The following is a 19,771-nucleotide window of genomic DNA, read 5'->3' as shown; positions in this document are numbered from 1 at the left end:
CGCAACACCCGGGAGGGGGTGATGGCGAATGCGGCGGCGCCGACTCTTCCCCCATCCTGGAGCCGCCCCGCCAATGACCCGCACGTTCAGTCCTCTCGCCACTGCCGTCGCCCTCGCCCTGGCCACATCCGCCGCGCCTGCGCTCGCGCAAAGCTCCTCTTCCAGCGCACAGACGCTGGATACCGTGATCGTCACCGGCACTCGCGTGGCCGACCGCACCGTCGCCGAATCGGCCTCGCCGATCGACATCATCTCGCCGGAAATGCTGCAGTCCACCGGCACCACCGAACTGGCCACCGCGCTGTCGCGCGCGGTGCCGTCGCTGAACTTCCCGCGCCCGGCGATCACCGACGGCTCCGACGCGGTGCGCCCGGCGCAGCTGCGCGGGCTCTCGCCGGACCAGGTGCTGGTGCTGGTCAACGGCAAGCGCTACCACACCACCGCGCTGGTCAACCTCAACGGCGCGCAGGGCCGCGGTTCGTCGCCGGCCGACCTCAACACCATTCCGATCGCCGCGGTCGAGCGCATCGAAGTGCTGCGCGACGGCGCCTCGGCGCAATACGGCTCCGACGCCATCGCCGGCGTCATCAACATCGTGCTCAAGGGCAGCGGCGAAGGCGGCAGCATCGCCGCGCGCTACGGCAAGTACAGCGCCGGCGACGGCGAGCAATACCAGCTGTCCGGCGACGCCGGGGTCAAGTTCGGCGAGAACGGCAGCGTGCATTTCGCCGCGCAGGCCGGCCACCAGGACCAGACCGACCGCGCCAAGCCGTACCAGGGCGAAGTGCAGCAGCGCTACGGCGACCCGGACGTCGACCAGGGCGCGTTCTCCTACAACGGCCAGTACAGCCCGGCCGAGTACCTGACCTTCTATTCCTACGGCATGCTCAGCCGCCGCGAGGTGCTGTCCAACGGCTACTTCCGCTGGTCCGGCGACAACCGCAACCGCCCGGAGATCTATCCGGACGGCTTCCTGCCGCAGATCTACAACGTCAGCAAGGACGTGTCCTGGGTCGGCGGCTTCAAGGCCAGCACCGAAGGCGGGCTGGGCATCGACATCAGCTACAACTACGGCCGCAACAACCTCAGCTTCGAGGTCAAGAACAGCCTCAACAACAGCCTGGGCACGAGCAGTCCGACCGATTTCTATGCCGGCACCCTGGAAGTCACCCAGAACCTGCTCAACGCCGACTTCACCAAGTCGCTGGAGGTCGGCCTGGCCTATCCGGTCACGCTGGCCTTCGGCGGCGAGTGGCGCGGCGAGAAGTTCAACGAATCGCCGGGCGATGCCGCCTCCTACGTCAACGGCGGCGTGCCCTCGGCCAACGGCAGCCTGCTGCCGGGCGCGCAGGTGTTCGCCGGCTTCAAGCCCAGCGACTCCGGCCACTACGACCGCAACAGCTACTCGGCCTACGTGGACCTGGAAGGCGACATCACCGACAAGTTCTCCGCCGGCCTGGCCGGGCGCTACGAGAACTACAGCGATTTCGGCGACACCAGCACCGGCAAGCTGTCGCTGCGCTACGCGTTCACCGACAAGATCGCGCTGCGCGCCACCGCCTCCACCGGGTTTCGCGCGCCGTCGCTGCAGCAGCAGTATTTCCAGTCCATCGCCACCAACTTCATCAACGTCACCCAGCCCGACGGCAGCATCACCGCCACGCCGTTCGAGATCGGCACCTTCCGCACCGACAATCCGGCTGCGGTCGCGCTCGGCGCCGAACCGCTGAAGGCGGAGAAGTCGAAGAACTACGGCCTGGGCCTGGTGCTGCAGCCGATCGATGCGCTGTACGTCACCGTCGATGCCTACCGCATCGATATCGACGACCGCATCGTGCTGTCGGAGAACCTGACCTCCACCGCGGTGCGCGACTACCTGCAGGCCAACGGCTATGCCGGCATCGGCGGTGGCCGCTACTTCACCAACGCGATCGACACCAAGACCCAGGGCATCGACGCGGTCGGCACCTACAAGATCGCATTGAGCAACAGCAATCTGGACCTGACCGCCGGCTACAACTACAACAAGACCGAGATCGAGAAGATCGCCGAAAACCCGGCGGTGCTGGAGGCGATCGACCCGACCGCGGTGCGCATCGGCCGCGCCGAGATCGGCCGCATCACCAAGGGCGCGCCGCGCGACAAGTTCTTCCTGAGCAGCGTCTGGGCGCCGGGCAACTGGGCGTTCACCGCTACCGCCACGCGCTGGGGCGAGTTCACCGACTTCGGCACCACCGCCGCGGCCGACCAGACCTATGCGGCGAAGTGGACGCTGGACCTGGCCGCCAGCTACAAGCTGGGCAACTGGGACTTCACCATCGGCGGCGACAACGTGCTCAACGAATATCCCGACCAGTCGCGTGCCGGCGCCGGCACCCGCACTTACCTGCCTTACAGCACGTCCTCGCCGTTCGGTTTCAACGGCGCACTCGCCTACGCCAACGTCAACTACAAATGGTGATGCGCGCGCGGCGGTGACCGATGCGGCACTCGCCGCCAGACGGGAAAAGCCCCGGTTCGCCGGGGCTTTTTTAGGGTGGGCCACGCGCAGGCCGGCGATCGCTGGTTAATCGGGGCGCGACGTCTACCGATTAACGTTACCGGATAGCACGAATCAAGAACTGCAGGAAGTTACTTCTGTAGACAATCAGACAATCCCCAAACTATCAACGGCATATCGCCGCACGCCGTGTATCTACCGCATATTTGTCAACAGCTGGCCTCTGCGACTCGCGTAAGGTGGAATCGCCTGAACGGCAGGCGATAGACCCTTAGCAGGGGAAGGAAAAGCTATGGAATGGAATATTTCGAAAATCGCGGCGCTGGCGTCGGGCGTGTTGCTGTGCTCGGCGTTTGCCACGGCCGCTCATGCGCAGACCTGCTGCCCCACCGGCGGCGGTAGCCAGATCGCCCGCCAGGGCTTTGGCGAAAGCGCACCGGCCGCAACCGATCTGTCGGCCAACGCCACCGTGAGCATCTACCAGTTCGAGCGCAACGGGGTGACCTACCTGCAGATCAACGACGCGAATGGGCAGGTGCGTGGCGCGATCGGACGCATCGAAAACACCGCCTGGGTGACGCCGATGGGCAAGGACGTGGATCGGGTCAGCATCGTCGATGCGCTGGACTACAGCCGCGGCACCGTGGTCTACGATGCGCGCTACTTCACCGTGCAGCGAGCCAGCACCACCAGCGGCGACGCGTGGACCGTCACCATCAAGAAGTGACGGGGCGCCGCTCCGACGGTTCGGAGACAAGGAAGCTCATCTTCAGCTCATGGCGGCGCCGGCAGGTGCCGTCATGGGCTTTCAGCCGGCTCGCCAGCTCCCACTCGATCTCGTCCACGCGCTTGTCCGCTGTTTTCCTGGCGACCAGCAGCTCCGGATCGGCGGCGATCGTCACCACCAGGCCACGCCGGCCACGCGCTTTCCACACCCGCGCCGTGATCCGATGGCGGCTGCCGCTGGGCAGCACCTCCATCGCATTGAGCACGCAGCGGTACGCCGCCAGTTGCAGGCCGATCGACAACTGCCGCGATTCGCCGCGCAGCCGCGTCTCCACCTCGGTGTCGCAGGCATTGGCGAAGGCGATGGAACTCAGTGCGCCGTAGAGTCCATGGGTCTCGATGTCCAGCGGATACAGCGCGGCGACGTAGTCGTCCATCAACTGCGCCTGGATCACCCCGGTACGGTTCATCTCCATGGCCGCAGCGTAGTGGCCGCGCTCCTTCAGCGAAGAGGCGATGTCGCGGCGCAGCTTGTTGAGGTGGGTATGGATATCGGTGTACTCGATCACCCGGTTGCGCAGCGTGCGCTCGGCCGACATGTAGCTGGCCTGCGCCACCTGCAGCGCCTGCTGCTCGGCATAGCCGAAGTGCCGCGCCTGGCGGAACGCGCTGGAAATCTTCGAGCCGAGCACGAACAGCAGGGTCGCCGCGACCGCGATCAGCATCTGCACGTCGAAGCCCTGCTGATCGTAGGCGCCCGGGTAATTCACCCGCGGCAGCGACATGGCAACGGCCAGGTTGGCCAGCACCACGCCGACCGCCGAGCCGCGCCAGCCGTAGGACAGGGTGAGCCAGGCGCCCGGCACCAACAGCGCCAGCAGCACGACCTGGTGCATCAGGCCCGAGGTCTGCATGGCCAGCACGAAGATGCCCGCCACCGCCAGGACCGCGATCGCGGAGTCGCGCAACAGCTTGCTGGGCATGAATTTATCGGTCTTGCGACGCAGCCAGAGCAAGGCCGGCAGGAAGAACATCAGAATGCCGAGGTAGCTACCGATCCAGTACCTGACGCTGGTTTCCAGGGTGATGAAGGCGGCCGGCCCGTCCAACATCGCGTTGACCGCCTTGTTGACCAGCAGGCCCCACAGCGCCAGGCCAACCGTGAGCAAAGGCAACCAGCGCTGCACTGCCGACGCGCCGGGAAAGCGGCTGCGGAAAGCCCACGGCAGCAACGCGAACAGCGGCGCCGCCAGGAACGGACTCAGATACGCCCACAGCTCACTGACCCCGTCGTGGTTGGCCATCGGCAAGCGCATCGTCAGCAAGGCGGCGGCATCGCCCAGGAACACGTAGGGCCACAGCCGGTAAGGCAGGAACAGCAACGCCGCCGCGCGCAAGCCGGCCGGCAGGAACCATTGGTCCACCGACCAGCGCCACACGAACATGTAGAGCGCGCAATAGACCGCGCTCAGGAGGATGCCGCCAGCGAATTTTTTCAGTGTAGCCATGCCACCTTGATCCTTGGCAGGATGCCCAATTGGCGCAAACATACAGCACGGCGCAAGCCCGCACAGTAGACAGTTTGCGCAGCGCAATACGGCGGCAACGCCTTGCGCGGCGGGGGTTTGCGGGGATTTCGGAGAGGCTGGGACCGGCATCTCATTCGGCATGGTCCCAGACCGGGGCAATTTTGCCGGTTTCGCGTATCACGCGTCCGTGAGAGTGCCGCCGCCATTGGGCTGCGACGTATGCGGCGAGCGCTGCATCGGCGCGGCGGCGGCGATTGTCGGCATTTTGTCGGAGCGGCGCGGCTTGACTAGAATCGGACGGAGCGGCCGGCACTCGGCAGCGGCGGCGGAACGCGGGGAAATGGGAACGCGACGCATGTCTTGCCGAAGCGCCCGACCCGCCCCTGCCCTGGCACGCTCCGCATCGCTCTCGTGCAGCGCGGAGCGTGTCGGCTACCGGCCTCCGGCACGGCCGGGCGGCGACAGCGTCGCTCGGCAACCCGAAGCGGCCCGGTGGTGCGCAAGCAGGCGTTGCACGCCGCGGATCCGGCCCCCGGCCACGACGCGCCCGACAAGCATCGCCGCGCATGAGGCCGGCACCCTGATTTGCCGATAAAAGCCGCATCGGCCACACTCCTTGCAATCTTGTTCCGCGAATCTGCATGCATCACGACACCAGTCTCATCGACATCATCGCGGTCGGGCTCGCCCTCGCCTTCGTCCTCGGCGCCCTCGCCCACCGCATCAAGCTCTCGCCGCTGGTCGGCTATCTGGTGGCCGGCATCTGCGTCGGTCCGTTCACTCCCGGCTTCGTCGCCGACCAGGCGCTGGCCAACCAGCTGTCGGAACTGGGGGTGATGCTGCTGATGTTCGGCGTCGGCCTGCATTTCTCGCTCGAAGACCTGATGGAAGTGAAATGGATCGCGATCCCCGGCGCGCTGGCGCAGATCGCGGTCGCCACCCTGCTCGGCTGGGGCCTGGCCTGGAGCATGGGCTGGCCGACCCTGCACGGGCTGGTGTTCGGCCTGGCGCTGTCGGTGGCCAGCACCGTGGTGCTGCTGCGCGCGATGGAGGAACGGCGCCTGCTGGAAACCCTGCGCGGGCGCATCGCGGTGGGCTGGCTGATCGTCGAGGATCTGGTGATGGTGCTGGCGCTGGTGCTGCTGCCGGCATTGGCCGACGCACTCGGCGGCAAGGGCGCCGGCACCGGCGCGATCCTCGGTGCGCTGGGCATCACCCTGCTGAAGATGGCCGCGTTCGTGGTGGTGATGCTGGTGGTCGGCCGCCGCGCGATCCCGTGGGTGCTGGAGAAGGTCGCCGCGACCGGCTCGCGCGAGCTGTTCACGCTGTCGGTGCTGGCGATCGCGCTGGGCGTGGCGTTCGGCTCGGCGACCCTGTTCGGGGTGTCGTTCGCGCTCGGTGCGTTCTTCGCCGGCATGCTGCTGAAGGAATCGGAGCTCAGCCACAAGGCGGCCAACGATTCGCTGCCGCTGCGCGATGCGTTCGCGGTGCTGTTCTTCGTCTCGGTCGGCATGCTGTTCGACCCGCACATCCTGCTCGAGCATCCGTGGCAGGTGCTGGCCACGTTCCTGACCATCACCGTCGGCAAGTCGCTGGCCGCGTTCGTGATCGTGCGCGCGTTCGGCCACCCCACCGGCATCGCCCTGACCATCTCCACCAGCCTGGCGCAGATCGGCGAGTTCTCCTTCATCCTGGCCGGGCTCGGCGTCAGCCTGGCGATCCTGCCTGAGACCGGGCGCGACCTGATCCTGGCCGGCGCGCTGCTGTCGATCATCGCCAACCCGCTGCTGTTCACCTGGCTGGACCGCTGGCAGGCCAGGCAGGCGGTGGATGCGCCGGTGACGGTGGAAGCGGAACTGCCGCCGGGGCCGTCGCTGGACCTGGTCGACCACGCCATCGTGATCGGCTACGGCCGGGTCGGCAGCACGCTGGCGGCGGTCCTGCGCGAGCGCGGGGTGCCGGTGCTGGTGATCGACGACAACCGCGAGCACGTGGAACGCGCGCATGCCGACGGCATCCCCGGCATCCGCGGCAGCGCCGCTGCCGACCGGGTGCTGGCCGAGGCGCATCCGGAAAAAGCCAAGATCGCGATCCTGGCGATCCCGCAGCCGCTGGAAGCCGGCGAGGCGCTGGCCAAGCTGCGCGCGCTGAATCCCGGACTGACCCTGCTGGCCCGCGCGCACAGCGATGCCGAGGTCAAGCACCTGCTCGAGCACGGCGCCGACGGGACGGTAATGGCCGAGCGCGAGCTGGCCTATTCGCTGGCCGAGATGGTGATGGCGACGCCGCCGTACCGCGCCATGCGCGCCGTGCCGGGCTGAGGCTTGCGCGGCGTCCGTTCGTAGAAGCCCCGTCACCGGCGCAAGCGCGCTGCATCCCTGCATAGGTGCCGGCGCGCACAAAAAGCGTCTACACGAATGCAGCGGCGGCCACCGAAACCTACTTGATAACCATTATCGTTTAGGCCAGGATTGCAGCCCCTTCCCCAGCCCCGCTCGCCCTCCCCCATGGCTTGCAAGATCGGGTTGCTCAATTCGGTGCCCAGCCCGTTGCTGTGCGAGATGTTCGGCCACCTTGGCTACGACTTCGCAGTGCTCGACCTGGAGCACGTGCTGCGCTCGCCGGCCGAGCTGGAACATGCGATCCGCGCCTGCGAACTGGGCGGCTGCGAAGCCTGGGTGCGGGTGCCCGAGGTCGACGCCAAGCTGATCGGCCGGGTGCTCGACGCCGGCGCGCGCGGCGTGGTGCTGGCCGGGCTGGACAGCGCCGAGCAGGCCGAGCGCGCGGTCGCCGCCGCGCACTTCCCGCCGCGCGGCCGGCGCGGCATCAGCGGCGGCCGCGTCACCGGCTTCGGCAGCGTCGCGCTGGCCGACTACATCGAACGCACCCGGCACACCCTGCGCGTGGTGCCGATGATCGAAAGCGCCGCCGGCGTGCGCGCCCTGCCGCAGATCCTGCAGGTGCCGGGGGTGTCGCTGGTGATGGAAGGCGCGCTCGACCTGGCGCTGGACCTGGGCGTCGGCCCGCAGCCGACCCATCCGCAGGTGTGGGCGCAGCTGCTGGCGATCGCCGCGGCCTGCGGCGACGCCGGTATCCCGTTCTGTCCCAATCCGCGCGACGCGGCGCAACGCCGGCACTGGCTGGCGCAGGCGGACCTGCAGTGGCTGTTCGCCGGCGAAGACCGCGCGCTGCTGCAATCCGCGCTGCGCCAGCACGCCGCCGAGCTGCGCGCGCATTGATCCTTCGTTCTCCGGAGTCGTCGCCTTGATCGTTTCGCTTTCCCCCTCGTTGCTGGCCCTGGCCGTCGGCGCCGCCCTGCTCGCCCCGCCCCTGGCCAGCGCCCAGCAGGCGCAGGACCCGCAGGACGCGGCGGCACGGATCCGCCAGCTGGATACCGTGCAGGTGCAGGGCAGCCTGCTCGGCCGCTCCACCGTGCAGGACGTGCAGCATTACGCCGGCAGCCGCCAGGTGATCGACAACGCGCAGCTGCGCAACGGCGCCAACCGCTCGCTGGACGACGCGCTGCAGCGCGTGCCGGGGATCAAGGTGTTCGACGAGACCGGCACCGGCGCGCTGCCGCAGATCATGCTGCGCGGCCTGTACGAGAGCCGCAGCGGCCGCGTGCAGGTGCTCGAGGACGGCATTCCGCTGGCCCTGGCGCCGTACGGGCAGACCAGCCTGTCGCTGTTCCCGGTCGGCCTCAACCAGGTCGACCGCATCGACATCGTGCGCGGCGGCGCGGCGGTGCAGTACGGCCCCAACAACGTCGGCGGCGTGATCAACCTGATCAGTCCGGACATCCCCACGACCTGGACCACCACGCTCGGGCAGAAGGTGACCGCCGGCGGCGCCGGGCACTATCTGAGCGACACCGCGATCAGCACCGGCGGCTACGCCAGCGATACGTTCGGCCTGCAGCTGGACGCGAACTGGACCAAGGGCGAGTACTGGCGCGAGCACAGCGACACCGACATCAAGAACCTGCGCCTGCGCGCCGAATGGTGGCTGGCCCCGGACAAGCTGCTCAAGGCCAGCGTGCAGCGCTACGTGGCCGACATGGACATGGCCGGCGCCTTGTCCACCGCCGACTATCTGCGCGATACGCGCCAGTCGACACGGCCGCTGGACGCATTCACCGGCCGCACCACGCGCGCCTCGCTGGTCTACCAGCAGGAGTTCGGCGATCTGGGTCCGTTCCACGACCTGCGCCTGGACTGGAGCAACTTCAGCGCGCGCAGCAGCCGCAACTTCATCGTCGGCATGCGCTCGGCGTCCAGCGAGACCTGGCGTGCGGATCTGCCGCCGCAATTGCGGCAGAGCGCGCCGCGCGATTTCAAGGTCTACGGCAGCGAGCCGCGGCTGAGCTGGAAGATGAACTCCGGTGCGGTGAGCCAGCAGTGGACCGTGGGCGCGCGCGCGATCAGCGAGGACATCGACTTCCTGGTCGGCAATACGCGGCTGAGCGACGGGCTGTACACCCTGGTGCGCGACTGGCGCTTCAAGGACCGCGGCGCCGCTGCCTACGTCAGCGATGCGATCGGGCTGGCCGACGACCGCGTCACCATCACCCCGGGGCTGCGCTACGAGCGGGTGGATTCGCGCTATTACAACCTCGCCAGCGGCGCCAGCACGCGCAACAAGACCAGCGACGTGTTGCCCGGCCTGACCCTGGGTTTCCAGGCCAGCGCGCAGTGGTACCTGTATGCCGACGGGCAGCGCTCGCTGCGCGCGCCGCAGGTCACCCAGATCATCTACGGCGACAATCTCGACGCCGAACTGGCCTGGAACTACGAGGCCGGCGCGCGTTACCAGCCCAACGACCGTACCCGCGTGCAGTTCGGCGGCTATCTGATCGATTTCGATCAGCAGATCCAGCTCGACAACACCACCCGCACCTATCGCAACCTCGGCAAGACCCGCCACCAGGGCGGCGAGGTGGAACTGCAATGGAGTCCGGCGCAGCTGCGCGCGTTGACCCTCAACGCCGGCTACGCCTACCTGGACGCACGCCAGGAATCGGGTGCCTACGACGGCAAGCTGGTGCCCTACACCTCGCGCAACCAGCTCAGCCTCGGCGCGTCCTACCAGCCCGGTCACACCACCGTCGCAGTGTCCGGCTATTACTTCAGCCGCGCCTTCAGCGATGCCGCCAACAGCGTGCAGGAAAACGCGATCGGTTCGGTCGGCGAATTGCCGGCGTACTGGGTGTGGAACGCGCAGCTGAGCCAGGTGCTCAGCGAGCGCGACAGCGGCAAGCTCAGCGCCTCGCTGGCAGTGAACAACCTGTTCGACCGCACGTACTGGTACCGCGGCATCGACACCAGTCCGTGGGGCCGGCAACCGGCGCCGGGCCGCAGCGTCACCCTCGGCCTGGAATACCGCTTCTGATCGACGCTGCCGTCGAACGACGACGGTAGCCTTTGCAGTACCGCGCGCCACCCGGCGCGCCGCCGCTCGCGGGAGACGCGAGCCTTTACGGCGAACGCGGCCGCGTTCGCAACGCACCCAGCGCGCGCCCGATGCGTGCGCCAGGCAGTCCCCAAGCGCCGCAGCCGCGGCCTCGTGCTCCCCGTGTCCGCAGATCGCGGCCGCGCGCGATGGCGCGCGCGTCCGCCCCTGTCTTCCGAACGAGAACCGATCATGACCCCGCATGACGCTCCCCTGCTGATCCTGAGCCACGTCTGCCATCCGGCAGTGACCGATGGTTTCATTCCCGCGGCACAACGCCTGGGCGTTCCGGTGCTGCTGCTGACCGACCGCCGCCACGAACACCTGGCGCACTTCCGCCGGCATCCGCCCACGGTGCCGTTGCAGATCCTGGAGTGCGACGTGTTCAATCCGCTCGGCGTCCTCGACCTGCTCAGCACCCTGCAATTGCAGCCGCGCGCGGTGTTCAGCAACAGCGATCATCTGCAGACCAGCGCCGCGCTGGTCGCCGCCGCGCTGGCACTGCCGGGCAAGGACTGGCAGATCTGCTATGCGGCCAAGAACAAGGCCGCGATGCGCCAGCGGCTGCGCGCGCGCGGCCTGCCGGTGCCGTGGTTCTGCAGCCTGGCGCCAGGCGCGCCGCTGCCGGCGCAGGCGCCATGGCCGCTGATCGCCAAGCCGCGCGAAGGCGTGGCCAGCCTGGACGTGCGCCATTGCGCCGACGCCGCCGCGCTGCAGGCCTATCTGGACGACTTCTGGCAGCGCCATCCGCAGCGCAGCGTGTTGCTGGAGAGCGTGCTGCAAGGGCCGTTGTTCACCGTGGAAACGCTCGGCGACGGACAGCGCCTGCAGGTGCTGGGCGGCTTCGAGGTGCGCCTGTCGGCGCCGCCGCACTTCGTCGAATGCGAGGCCAGCTGGCGCGGCGATGCCGACACGCCGGCGCTGCGCCAGGCAGTGGCGCAGCTGCAGGCGTTCGGCATCGGCTTCGGCGCCTGCCACAGCGAATTCATCCTGACCGCCGACGGGCCGGTACTGGTCGAGATCAACTACCGCAGCATCGGCGACGGCCGCGAATTCCTGCTCGACCGCATGTTCGGCGGACGCTGGTTCGACAGCGTGCTCGGCCTGCACCTGGGACAGCCGCTACCGATCCTGCGCGCGCAGCGCGAACACGCGCTGGTGCGCTACTACGTCGCCGACGCCGAAGGCACCCTGGCCATGGCCAGCGACGACCAGGCCTGCAACGACACGCGCTGGGAAGCGCGCTACCGGCGCCTGCGGCAACCCGGCGACAGCATCCGCCTGAGCCACTCCAACAAGGACTACCTGGGCGCGCTGGACGTGCTCGCCGACGCCGCGGCCGACCTGCCGCTCGCCCTGGCCGCGGCCGAGGCGCCGCTGCAGTGGCGGATCGAGGCCGGCACGGGAGCGCAGCCATGAACCTGGACGACCGCCGCTACATCGACCTGCGCATCATCGACGCCTGCCTGCGCGAAGACCTGCGCGGCATCGTCAGCCGCGGCGCCGCCGCCACGCCATCGCCGGCCCTGCTCGCGGCCTGGCCGGCACCACTGCCGAACGCGCTGTGGTGGCGTATCGCGCACCTGCCCGACGGCGAACTGTGGCTGCCACTGCAACGCCGCGGCTATCTGCAGGACCTCAGCGCCTGCAGCGACGGCTGGCTGCTGCGCGACGGCGACCGCGTCGCCTTCGAATCCGGCGCCGCCACCTGGCTGGCACGGATCAGCGCCGGGCTGGATGCGGACACCCGGCGCCTGCACCGCGCCTATGCCGACGAAGCGGAGTGCGCGGTACGCCAGCGCGCGCTGGCGCGGCAGGCCTACGCGCAACAGCGCCCGTCGCTGGCCGCCGCCCTGGACGCAGCCGACGCGCACGAACGCGCCTACCGCTGCGAACAGCTGGCCAGCCATCGCGACCATCCGTTCTATCCGACCGCGCGCGCCAAGGTCGGACTGGACGACGCGCAGCTGCCGCACTATGCGCCCGAGTTCGCGCCGTGCTTCGCGCTGCGCTGGCTGGCGCTGCCGGCGGCCGCGGTGGCGCAGACCACGCCGCCGCCGACGTTCTGGCCGCGTCCGAGCACGCTCGGCCTGGCGCCGGCGCTGGACGCCAGCCACATCGCCTGGCCGCTGCACCCGCTGACCTTCGCGCGCCTGGGCGAAGCGGACTTCGCGCTGCCAGACGGCGCCATCGCCGCGCCGCAGCCATGGCTGCAGGTGCGCCCGTCGCTGTCGGTACGCACCGTCGTCCCGCTGGACCATCCGGACCACCACCTCAAGCTGCCGTTGCCGATGCGCAGCCTGGGCGCGCTCAACCTGCGCCTGATCAAGCCGTCCACGCTGCACGACGGGCACTGGTTCGAACGCGTGCTGCGGGCCATCGCCGCGCACGATCCGGCCTTGGGCTTGCGCTACCTGCACGTGGACGAATCCCACGCCGGTCAGGTCGGCGAGGCGCGCCACCTGGCCTATCTGCTGCGCCGCTATCCGCCGTTGCCGGAGGCGACGCTGGTGCCGGTGGCCGGCCTGTGCGCCGCGATGGCGGACGGCCGCCCGCTGGCGCTGCACCTGGCCGAGCGCTTCCACGGCGGCGACCTGCACGCATGGTGGGACGCCTACCTCGGGTTGATGTGCCACGTGCACCTGCGGCTGTGGCTGCGTTACGGCATCGCGCTGGAGGCCAACCAGCAGAACAGCGTGCTGATCTACGCCCCCGGCCGCGCACCGCGTCTGCTGCTGAAGGACAACGACGCGGCGCGGGTGAAACTGTCGCGGCTGTATGCGCAGCGGCCGCAACTGGCGCAGTGGGGACCGCCGCGCGACGTGCGCATCGCGGTGGAAGACGAGGCCGCGCTGGCGCGCATGTTCTGCACCATCATCCTGCAACTGGACCTGCAGGCGGTGCTGGAAGGCCTGGCCGAAGCACAGCCCGCGTTGCGCGCGCCGCTGCACGCGCAACTGCGCGCGCGCCTGCACGGCACGCTGCAGGAGCTGCATGGCGAAGGCATCGATACCGCGCCGGCGCGGGCGCTGCTGGCGGCGCCGCGGCTGCCGGTGAAGTACCTGCTCAGCGCCGGCAGCCTGCTCGGCAAGCAGATCACCGGCGCTGCCGACATCAACAAGTTCTACGGCGACAGCGCGCCCAATCTGTTGCGCGAGGAGATCGAGGCCGCGGCAGCGCCTGCTGTCGCGGTGCCGGCACAGGCGGCATTCGCGCACGGAGTGGCGCGATGAAGCGCGTGCTCGGCCCGGTGCTGGCCGCGCACTACCTGGCCGCGTTCACCGCACTGGGCATGCCGCTGTTCCTGCCGCAGGTACTGCAACAGCTGGCGCCGGGCGCGGCGATCGGCTGGAGCGGCGTGCTGTACGTGCTGCCGACGCTGTGCACCGCGCTCACCGCCGGCGCCTGGGGCCGGCTGGCCGACCGCTACGGACGCAAGCGCTCGCTGCTGCGCGCGCAACTGGGCCTGGCGCTGGGGTTCGCGATGGCCGGCTTCGCCCCCGACCTGGGCTGGCTGGTGGCCGGGCTGGTGGTGCAAGGCGCTTGCGGCGGTTCGCTGGCCGCGACCAATGCCTATCTGACCACGCAGGCACGGACCGGGCCGCTGGCGCGCGCACTGGACTGGACCCAGTTCTCGGCGCGGCTGGCGATGGTCACCGCGCCGGCGCTGCTCGGCCTGGCCAGCGCGCTGGGCCCGGCGCAATCGCTGTACCGCTATCTGGCGCTGCTGCCGCTGCTCGCCTTCGCGCTGAGTTGGCGACTGCCCGCCGACCCGCCGCGGCCACGCCACGCCGCCGCTGCGGCGAATGCCGACGCGCACGACGACGCCAGCCGGCGCCGGCAGCGCTGGGCACTGTGGAGCACGCAGTTCCTGTTCTGCTTCGCGATGGTGGTGACCTTCCCATACTTCCTGCCCTACGCGCAGGCGCAGGGCATCGGCAACGCCGCGGCCGCGGGCCTGCTGTACAGCCTGCCGCACCTGGTCTACCTGGTGCTGCTGCCGTGCTGGCGCGGCAGCGAGCACCGCGCCTCGCCGCTGCCGGCCGGGCTGGCGCTGTTCGCGCTGGCCTGCCTGCTGCAGGCGGTGCTGCAGGCGCCAGCGTGGCTGATCGCCGCGCGCCTGCTGTTCGGCGTGGGCATGTGGATGGCGCTGCGCGGACTCAACCGCAGCCTCGCCGGCATCGCCAGCGCGCACGCCGCCGGGCAGTTGTTCGGCCGCTTCGATGCGTTCGGCAAGTACGCCGGCGTGGCCGGCGGCGCGCTCGCCGGCGCCCTGGTGCAAGGCCACGGCCTGGCCGTGCCGTTCCTCGCCGCGGCTGCCGCGGCCCTGCTGGCGCTGGCGCCGGCCCTCTCGCTCACTTCCGTACGGAGAACCGCGCATGTCCCCGCTCGCGACGCATGACCCGCTGCACGACCCGTGGTACGACAGCCTGGCGCAAGCGCAGGCGATCACCTGCTGGCTCAACTGCTACCTGCGCGAAGTGGCGATCGGCCGCGGCCAGGCCGACTTCGACTACCGCGGCCTGGACCGTCCCGGCATCGCCAGCGCCGGCGAGCGCTGGCTGCGCCTGCAGCTGCCTTCCGGCGCCGCGTTGTGCCTCCGCCTGGCCCAGGCCGACACGCTCGGCCGCTGCCGTTTCGACTCGGCGCCGTACCTGAAAGCCAACGGACAGCCGTGGCATTGCCTGGACGCGACGGCGCTGGTGCGCCTGTTGCTGCAGGAACTGGCCGACGGCGAGGCGTTCAACGCCGAATTGCTCGCGCAGAGCGACAACAGCATCGCGGTGACCGCGCAGCTGCTGCGCTGCGCCGACGCCGCCGCGCCCAGCGGCGAGGCGATGATCGATGCCGAGCAATCGATGCTGTGGGGACACGCGCTGCATCCGACGCCGAAGAGCCGCGAAGGCGTGCCGCTGGCGCAGGTGCTGGCCTGCGCGCCGGAGGCGCGCAGCCGCTTCCCGCTGTTCTGGTTCCGCATCGACCCGCGCCTGTACCGCGCGCAGGGCCAGGACATGCGCGCCACGCTGGCGCAGGCCGGCGGCGCAGCGGATCTGTATCCGTGCCATCCATGGGAAGCCGAGCGCGTGCTTGCGCACCCGCTGCTGCGCCAGGCGCAGGCGCGCGGCTGGATCGAACCGCTGGGCGAACGCGGCCTCGCGCTGCGCCCGACCTCGTCGGTGCGCACGCTCTACCACGCCGACCTGGACTACTTCCTCAAGCTTTCGGTGCATGTGCGCCTGACCAACTGCGTGCGCAAGAACGCCTGGTACGAACTGGAAAGCGCGGTCGCGCTGACCCGCCTGCTGGCGCCGGCCTGGCGCGAACTGGCGCAGCGCGTGCCGGGCTTCCAGGTGCTGCTGGAACCGGCCGCCACCGACCTGGATTTCTCGGCGCTGGGCGGCGATGCGCAGGCCTGCCGCGCGCTCGGCGAAAGTTTCGGCATGCTCTACCGGCAGGCCATCCCCGCGCCGCAACGGCTGCGCTTCCAACCGCAGGTCGCCGGCGCGCTGTTCACCCGCGACGCGCGCGGCGATGCCGCCTGCGCCGCGCCGCTGCAGGCGCTGGCACGGCGCCACGGCAGCCTGGATGCGGCCACCACGGCCTGGTTCCGGGCCTATGCGCGACTGCTGCTGGACGGGGTCTGGAGCGCCTGGTTCGACTACGGCATCGTGCTCGAGCCGCACCTGCAGAACACCGTGATCGGCTGCGCGGACGGCCTGCCGGCGCGGGTCTGGATCCGCGATCTGGAAGGCACCAAGCTGCTGCCGGCGCGCTGGCCGGCCGCGCGCCTGCACGGCATGTCCGAAACCGCGCGGCAGTCGCTGTACTACAGCGCCGAACAGGGCTGGAACCGGATCGCCTACTGCGCGCTGGTCAACAATCTGGCCGAGGCGATCTTCCATCTGGCCGACGGCCACGACCACCGCGAGCGGCGGCTGTGGCGGATCGTCGGCGAGATCGCGCAAGCCTGGCAGCAGCGCCACGGCCCGCAACCGGCGCTGCAGGCCCTGCTCGACGGCGCGCCGCTGCCGGCCAAGAACAACCTGCGCCTGCGCTTGCTGCAACGCGCCGACCGCCATGCCGACTACACCCTGCTGCCCAATCCGATCGTCATGCCGGTGCAACGGCAGGCCGCGGCATGAGCCTGCACATCGATCCGGCGCCGCTGGCGGCCGCGCTGGCGCAGTTGCGCGAGCGCGGCGACGGACCAGTGTGCGCCTACGTCTACGACCTGGCGGCGCTGCGCCGGCATGCCGAAGCGATGCGCACGCAGCTACCCGCCGAGTGCGAGCTGTACTACGCGGCCAAGGCCAATGCCGAGCCGCCGCTGCTGCGCACGCTGGCGCCGTGGGTGGACGGTTTCGAGGCGGCTTCCGGAGGCGAGCTGCAATGGCTGGGCGACCACCAGCCGGGGCGGCCGTTGCTGTTCGGCGGTCCCGGCAAGCTCGACGCCGAACTGCACCTGGCCACGTCGCTCCCGCAGTGCACGCTGCACGTGGAGAGCCTGGGCGAACTGCAGCGGCTGGCGCGCATCGCCGCGCACGCCGGGCGCCGCGTGCCGCTGTTCCTGCGCATGAACATCGCCGTGCCCGGCATGCAGGACACGCGCCTGGTGATGGGCGGGCGGCCCTCGCCGTTCGGGCTGGACGCGCTCGACCTGGAGGCGGCCATGCAGCTGCTGCGCGACGCGCCGGCGCTGCAGCTGGCCGGCTTCCACTTCCACCTGATGTCGCACCAGTGCGACGCGCAGGCGCAGCTGCGCCTGGTCGCCGGCTATCTGCAGACCGTGCAGGGCTGGCGCCAGGCCTACGCGCTGGGTCCGCTGACGGTCAACGCCGGCGGCGGCTTCGGCGTGAACTACGCCGATGCGACGGCCTCGTTCGACTGGTCCGGGTTCTGCGCCGGCCTGCCGGCGCTGCTGCGCACGCATGGCGACGGCCTGCGCCTGCGCCTGGAGCCGGGCCGCTACGTCAGCGCGAGCTGCGGCTGGTATCTGATGGAGGTGCTCGACATCAAGCGCAGCCATGGCGAGTATTTCGCCATCGGCCGCGGCGGCACCCATCATTTCCGCACCCCGGCCGCGCAAGCCCACGACCATCCGTTCCTGGTGCTGCGCGGCACGCAGCCACCGCTGCTGCGCGACACGCGGGTGACCCTGGTCGGCCAGCTGTGCACGCCCAAGGACGTGCTGGCGCGCGCGCAACCGGTCGCGGCGCTGGCGCCGGGCGACTGCCTGGCATTCCCGCTCGCCGGCGCCTATGCCTGGAACATCTCGCACCAGCGGTTCCTGATGCACCCGTCGCCGCAGATGCTGTTCGTGGACGAGACGGGCTAGCCGGCATCGCGCTGTACCGGCACGCAGATGTCGGCGCGCAGTTCGGCTTCGGCCACCGTTTCCGGATCGTCCAGATACAGGTAGTGCAACGGCGCATCGCGCAGCGCATGGCCGCTGCCCGGCAGCCAGTCGGCCAACACCCGATCCAGCGCGTCCTCCAGCTGCGCGTAGCTGCCGACCTGGCGCAGCAGCGCGTAGTCGCCACCGCCCAGCGTGCGCAGCGCGAACGGCGCCGGCGGCGACACCGCGGCATCGAAACCCATCGCGCACTCGAACACGTGCGCGCGCGCTGGCAGGTCGCGATGGTCGCTGAGCGGAATGCCGACCAGCGCCTGCAGCCGCTCGGCCACGCCGGCACGCTGCGCCCAGGCGAACAGGCGGCCGAAGCCGGCATCCAGCGCATCGAAGGCGCCGCGCCGGCGCAGCACCACCACCTCGAACGGCGCCAAGGTCCGCACCGCGATCCGCAACGGTGCCGGTGCCGCATCCACGGCCTGCCGCGGCGGCTGCGCCAGCGCCTGCGTTCGTGCGGCCAGCGCCGCCGGATCGGCACGCAGCTGGCTGGGGCTGGCGTCGAGCGCATTGCGGAAACTGCGCGCCAGCGCCTGCGGCGTCTCGTAGCCCACGGCCAGCGCGATCTCGGTGATCGAGCCGGTGCCGGCAAGCAATTGCAACGCATGCAGCAGGCGCAGCCGAGTCACGGTGCGGCCGACGGTTTCGCCGGTCATGGCGCGGTAGACGCGATGGAAGTGGAACGGCGACTGGTGTGCCACCGCGGCCAGCTCGGCCAGGCCGGGCAAGGCCGCGCGCGCCTGCACGCACTGCTGCAGGTGTGCGAGCGCGCGTTCGATGCCGCGCTGCTGGGAAGACATCCGCGTCTGTCGCATAGCCGATCTCCGCAAGGTCGAGCCAGTGTGCCGCGCCGCGCGGCGCCACGCGTTCCCGATCTTGCGCCGATCGCCCAGCCCGCTCGCCCCGCCCCTGGCTGCGCTAGTGCGCCTGCGCCGGCAGCGGACGCCGGCTCGGCAGCAGCGCCGCCACGATGCCCAGCAGCGGCAGATAGGACATCGCCTGGTACACGAACACGATGCCCTCGCGGTCGGCGAGCAGGCCGAGTACCGCCGCGCCCAACCCGCCCATGCCGAAGGCGAAGCCGAAGAACAGCCCGGAGATGGTGCCGATGCGGCCGGGCATCATTTCCTGCGCGTACACCAGGATCGCCGAGAACGCCGAGGACAGCACGAAGCCGATCAGCACGGTCAGTGCGGTCGCCGCATGCAGCCCCACGTACGGCAGCGCCAGCGCGAACGGCGCCACGCCCAGGATCGACACCCAGATCACCGGCTTGCGCCCGATCCGGTCGCCGACCGGGCCGCCGATCAGCGTGCCCAGCGCCGAGGCCAGCAGGAACGCGAACAGATGCAACTGCGCGCTCTGCACCGACACCCCGAAGCGCCGGATCAGATAGAACGTGTAGTAGCTGCTCAGCCCGGCGATGTAGAAATACTTGGAGAAGATCAGCAGCAGCAGGATCGCCACGATCCGCAGCACGGTCTTGCGCGGCAATGCCGGCGCCGTGGCGAGCGGCCGCGGCGCGGCGCGTACCGCCTGCAGGTGCAGCGCGTACCAGCGGCCGACGTAGGACAGCAGGGCGATGCCGAGCAGCGCCGCGGCGCCGAACCAGGCCACGGCGTGGCGGCCGTTGGGCACGATCACCGCCGCGGCGATCAGCGGCCCCAGCGCGGTGCCGGTGTTGCCGCCGACCTGGAACACCGACTGCGCCAACCCATGCCGCCCGCCCGAGGCGAGCCGCGCGATGCGCGAGGATTCGGGATGGAAGATCGCCGAGCCGATCCCGACCAGCGCCGCGGCCAGCAGCACCATCGCGAAGCTCGGCGCATACGCGAGCAGCAGCAGGCCGCACAGGGTCGAGGTCATGCCCAGCGGCAGCGAGTACGGCGCCGGGCGGCGATCGGTGCGCAAGCCGATCAGCGGCTGGAACAGCGAGGCGGTCAGCTGGTAGGTCAGCGTGATCATCCCGACCTGGGCGAAGCTGAGCTGGAACTGGCCCTTCAGCACCGGGTACAGCGCCAGGATCAGCGACTGCATCATGTCGTTGATCAGGTGCGAGGAAGTGATCGCGGCGAGGACCCCGGCCACTACCGGGCGGGGTGTGGCGGCGGCAGGAACGGTGGCGGCGGCAGGGCGCAGGCTCGACATGGCGGACCGGTC

The 19,771-nt window shown here is 70.1% G+C and carries 13 protein-coding genes; 10 read left to right on the top strand and 3 right to left on the bottom strand.

The features are described from left to right. Positions 1–73 precede the first annotated feature (73 nt). Both AB8810_RS06410 and AB8810_RS06405 read left to right on the top strand, forming a co-directional pair. A complete protein-coding gene (locus tag AB8810_RS06410; protein WP_179566572.1) occupies positions 74–2,461 on the top strand; it encodes a TonB-dependent siderophore receptor in 2,388 nt (795 codons plus the stop codon). A 331-nt stretch (positions 2,462–2,792) separates the two neighbouring features. Continuing rightward, positions 2,793–3,227 carry a hypothetical protein gene (locus AB8810_RS06405; RefSeq protein WP_179566574.1) on the top strand — a complete coding sequence of 145 codons (435 nt, stop codon included), beginning with the start codon at positions 2,793–2,795 and terminating at the stop codon, positions 3,225–3,227. Here the strand turns inward: AB8810_RS06405 and AB8810_RS06400 are convergent. After that, a complete protein-coding gene (locus AB8810_RS06400) occupies positions 3,217–4,734 on the bottom strand; it encodes an MASE1 domain-containing protein (protein WP_179566576.1) in 1,518 nt (505 codons plus the stop codon). The two genes, AB8810_RS06405 and AB8810_RS06400, sit on opposite strands and share 11 nt — an antisense overlap. 662 nt (positions 4,735–5,396) lie before the next feature. On the opposite strand from AB8810_RS06400, the gene ybaL reads away from it, so the two are divergent. From ybaL to AB8810_RS06360, 8 genes are all read left to right on the top strand, one after another. Then, positions 5,397–7,076: a YbaL family putative K(+) efflux transporter gene (ybaL, locus tag AB8810_RS06395; RefSeq protein ID WP_179566578.1), complete on the top strand. Its 1,680-nt coding sequence runs from the start codon at positions 5,397–5,399 to the stop codon at positions 7,074–7,076. 186 nt (positions 7,077–7,262) lie between these two features. Next, complete coding sequence (locus tag AB8810_RS06390; RefSeq protein ID WP_191824352.1) at positions 7,263–7,994, top strand: HpcH/HpaI aldolase/citrate lyase family protein; 732 nt, start codon at positions 7,263–7,265, stop codon at positions 7,992–7,994. A gap of 25 nt (positions 7,995–8,019) precedes the next feature. Then, entirely contained in the window at positions 8,020–10,143 is a 2,124-nt protein-coding gene (locus tag AB8810_RS06385) for a TonB-dependent receptor family protein (protein ID WP_369915873.1), read from the top strand. 252 nt (positions 10,144–10,395) lie between these two features. Then, the gene (locus AB8810_RS06380) at positions 10,396–11,622 is read left to right on the top strand and encodes an acetyl-CoA carboxylase biotin carboxylase subunit family protein (RefSeq protein ID WP_369915872.1); all 1,227 of its coding nucleotides are present in this window, start codon (positions 10,396–10,398) and stop codon (positions 11,620–11,622) included. After that, positions 11,619–13,436: an IucA/IucC family protein gene (locus AB8810_RS06375; protein ID WP_369915871.1), complete on the top strand. Its 1,818-nt coding sequence runs from the start codon at positions 11,619–11,621 to the stop codon at positions 13,434–13,436. The genes AB8810_RS06380 and AB8810_RS06375 overlap by 4 nt, the downstream gene beginning before the upstream one ends. Further along, positions 13,433–14,605, top strand: coding sequence for an MFS transporter (locus AB8810_RS06370; RefSeq protein WP_369915870.1), 1,173 nt, complete (start codon positions 13,433–13,435; stop codon positions 14,603–14,605). The genes AB8810_RS06375 and AB8810_RS06370 overlap by 4 nt, the downstream gene beginning before the upstream one ends. Further along, the gene (locus AB8810_RS06365; protein WP_369915869.1) at positions 14,583–16,346 is read left to right on the top strand and encodes an IucA/IucC family siderophore biosynthesis protein; all 1,764 of its coding nucleotides are present in this window, start codon (positions 14,583–14,585) and stop codon (positions 16,344–16,346) included. Before AB8810_RS06370 ends, AB8810_RS06365 begins: the two co-directional genes overlap by 23 nt. After that, on the top strand, positions 16,343–17,539 hold the full coding sequence (locus AB8810_RS06360; protein ID WP_369915868.1) for a type III PLP-dependent enzyme: 1,197 nt from the start codon (positions 16,343–16,345) through the stop codon (positions 17,537–17,539). Before AB8810_RS06365 ends, AB8810_RS06360 begins: the two co-directional genes overlap by 4 nt. Here the strand turns inward: AB8810_RS06360 and AB8810_RS06355 are convergent. Continuing rightward, positions 17,536–18,426, bottom strand: coding sequence for a GyrI-like domain-containing protein (locus AB8810_RS06355; RefSeq protein WP_179566594.1), 891 nt, complete (start codon positions 18,424–18,426; stop codon positions 17,536–17,538). The genes AB8810_RS06360 and AB8810_RS06355 overlap by 4 nt on opposite strands. A gap of 103 nt (positions 18,427–18,529) precedes the next feature. After that, positions 18,530–19,759 carry an MFS transporter gene (locus tag AB8810_RS06350; protein ID WP_369915867.1) on the bottom strand — a complete coding sequence of 410 codons (1,230 nt, stop codon included), beginning with the start codon at positions 19,757–19,759 and terminating at the stop codon, positions 18,530–18,532. Between the last annotated feature and the right edge of the window lie 12 nt (positions 19,760–19,771).

Source organism: Xanthomonas sp. NCPPB 3005, from assembly GCF_041228095.2.
Lineage (GTDB): Bacteria > Pseudomonadota > Gammaproteobacteria > Xanthomonadales > Xanthomonadaceae > Xanthomonas_A > Xanthomonas_A bonasiae.
Note: the sequence above shows the minus strand (reverse complement) of the source record. Positions and strands in the feature narration are given on the sequence as shown.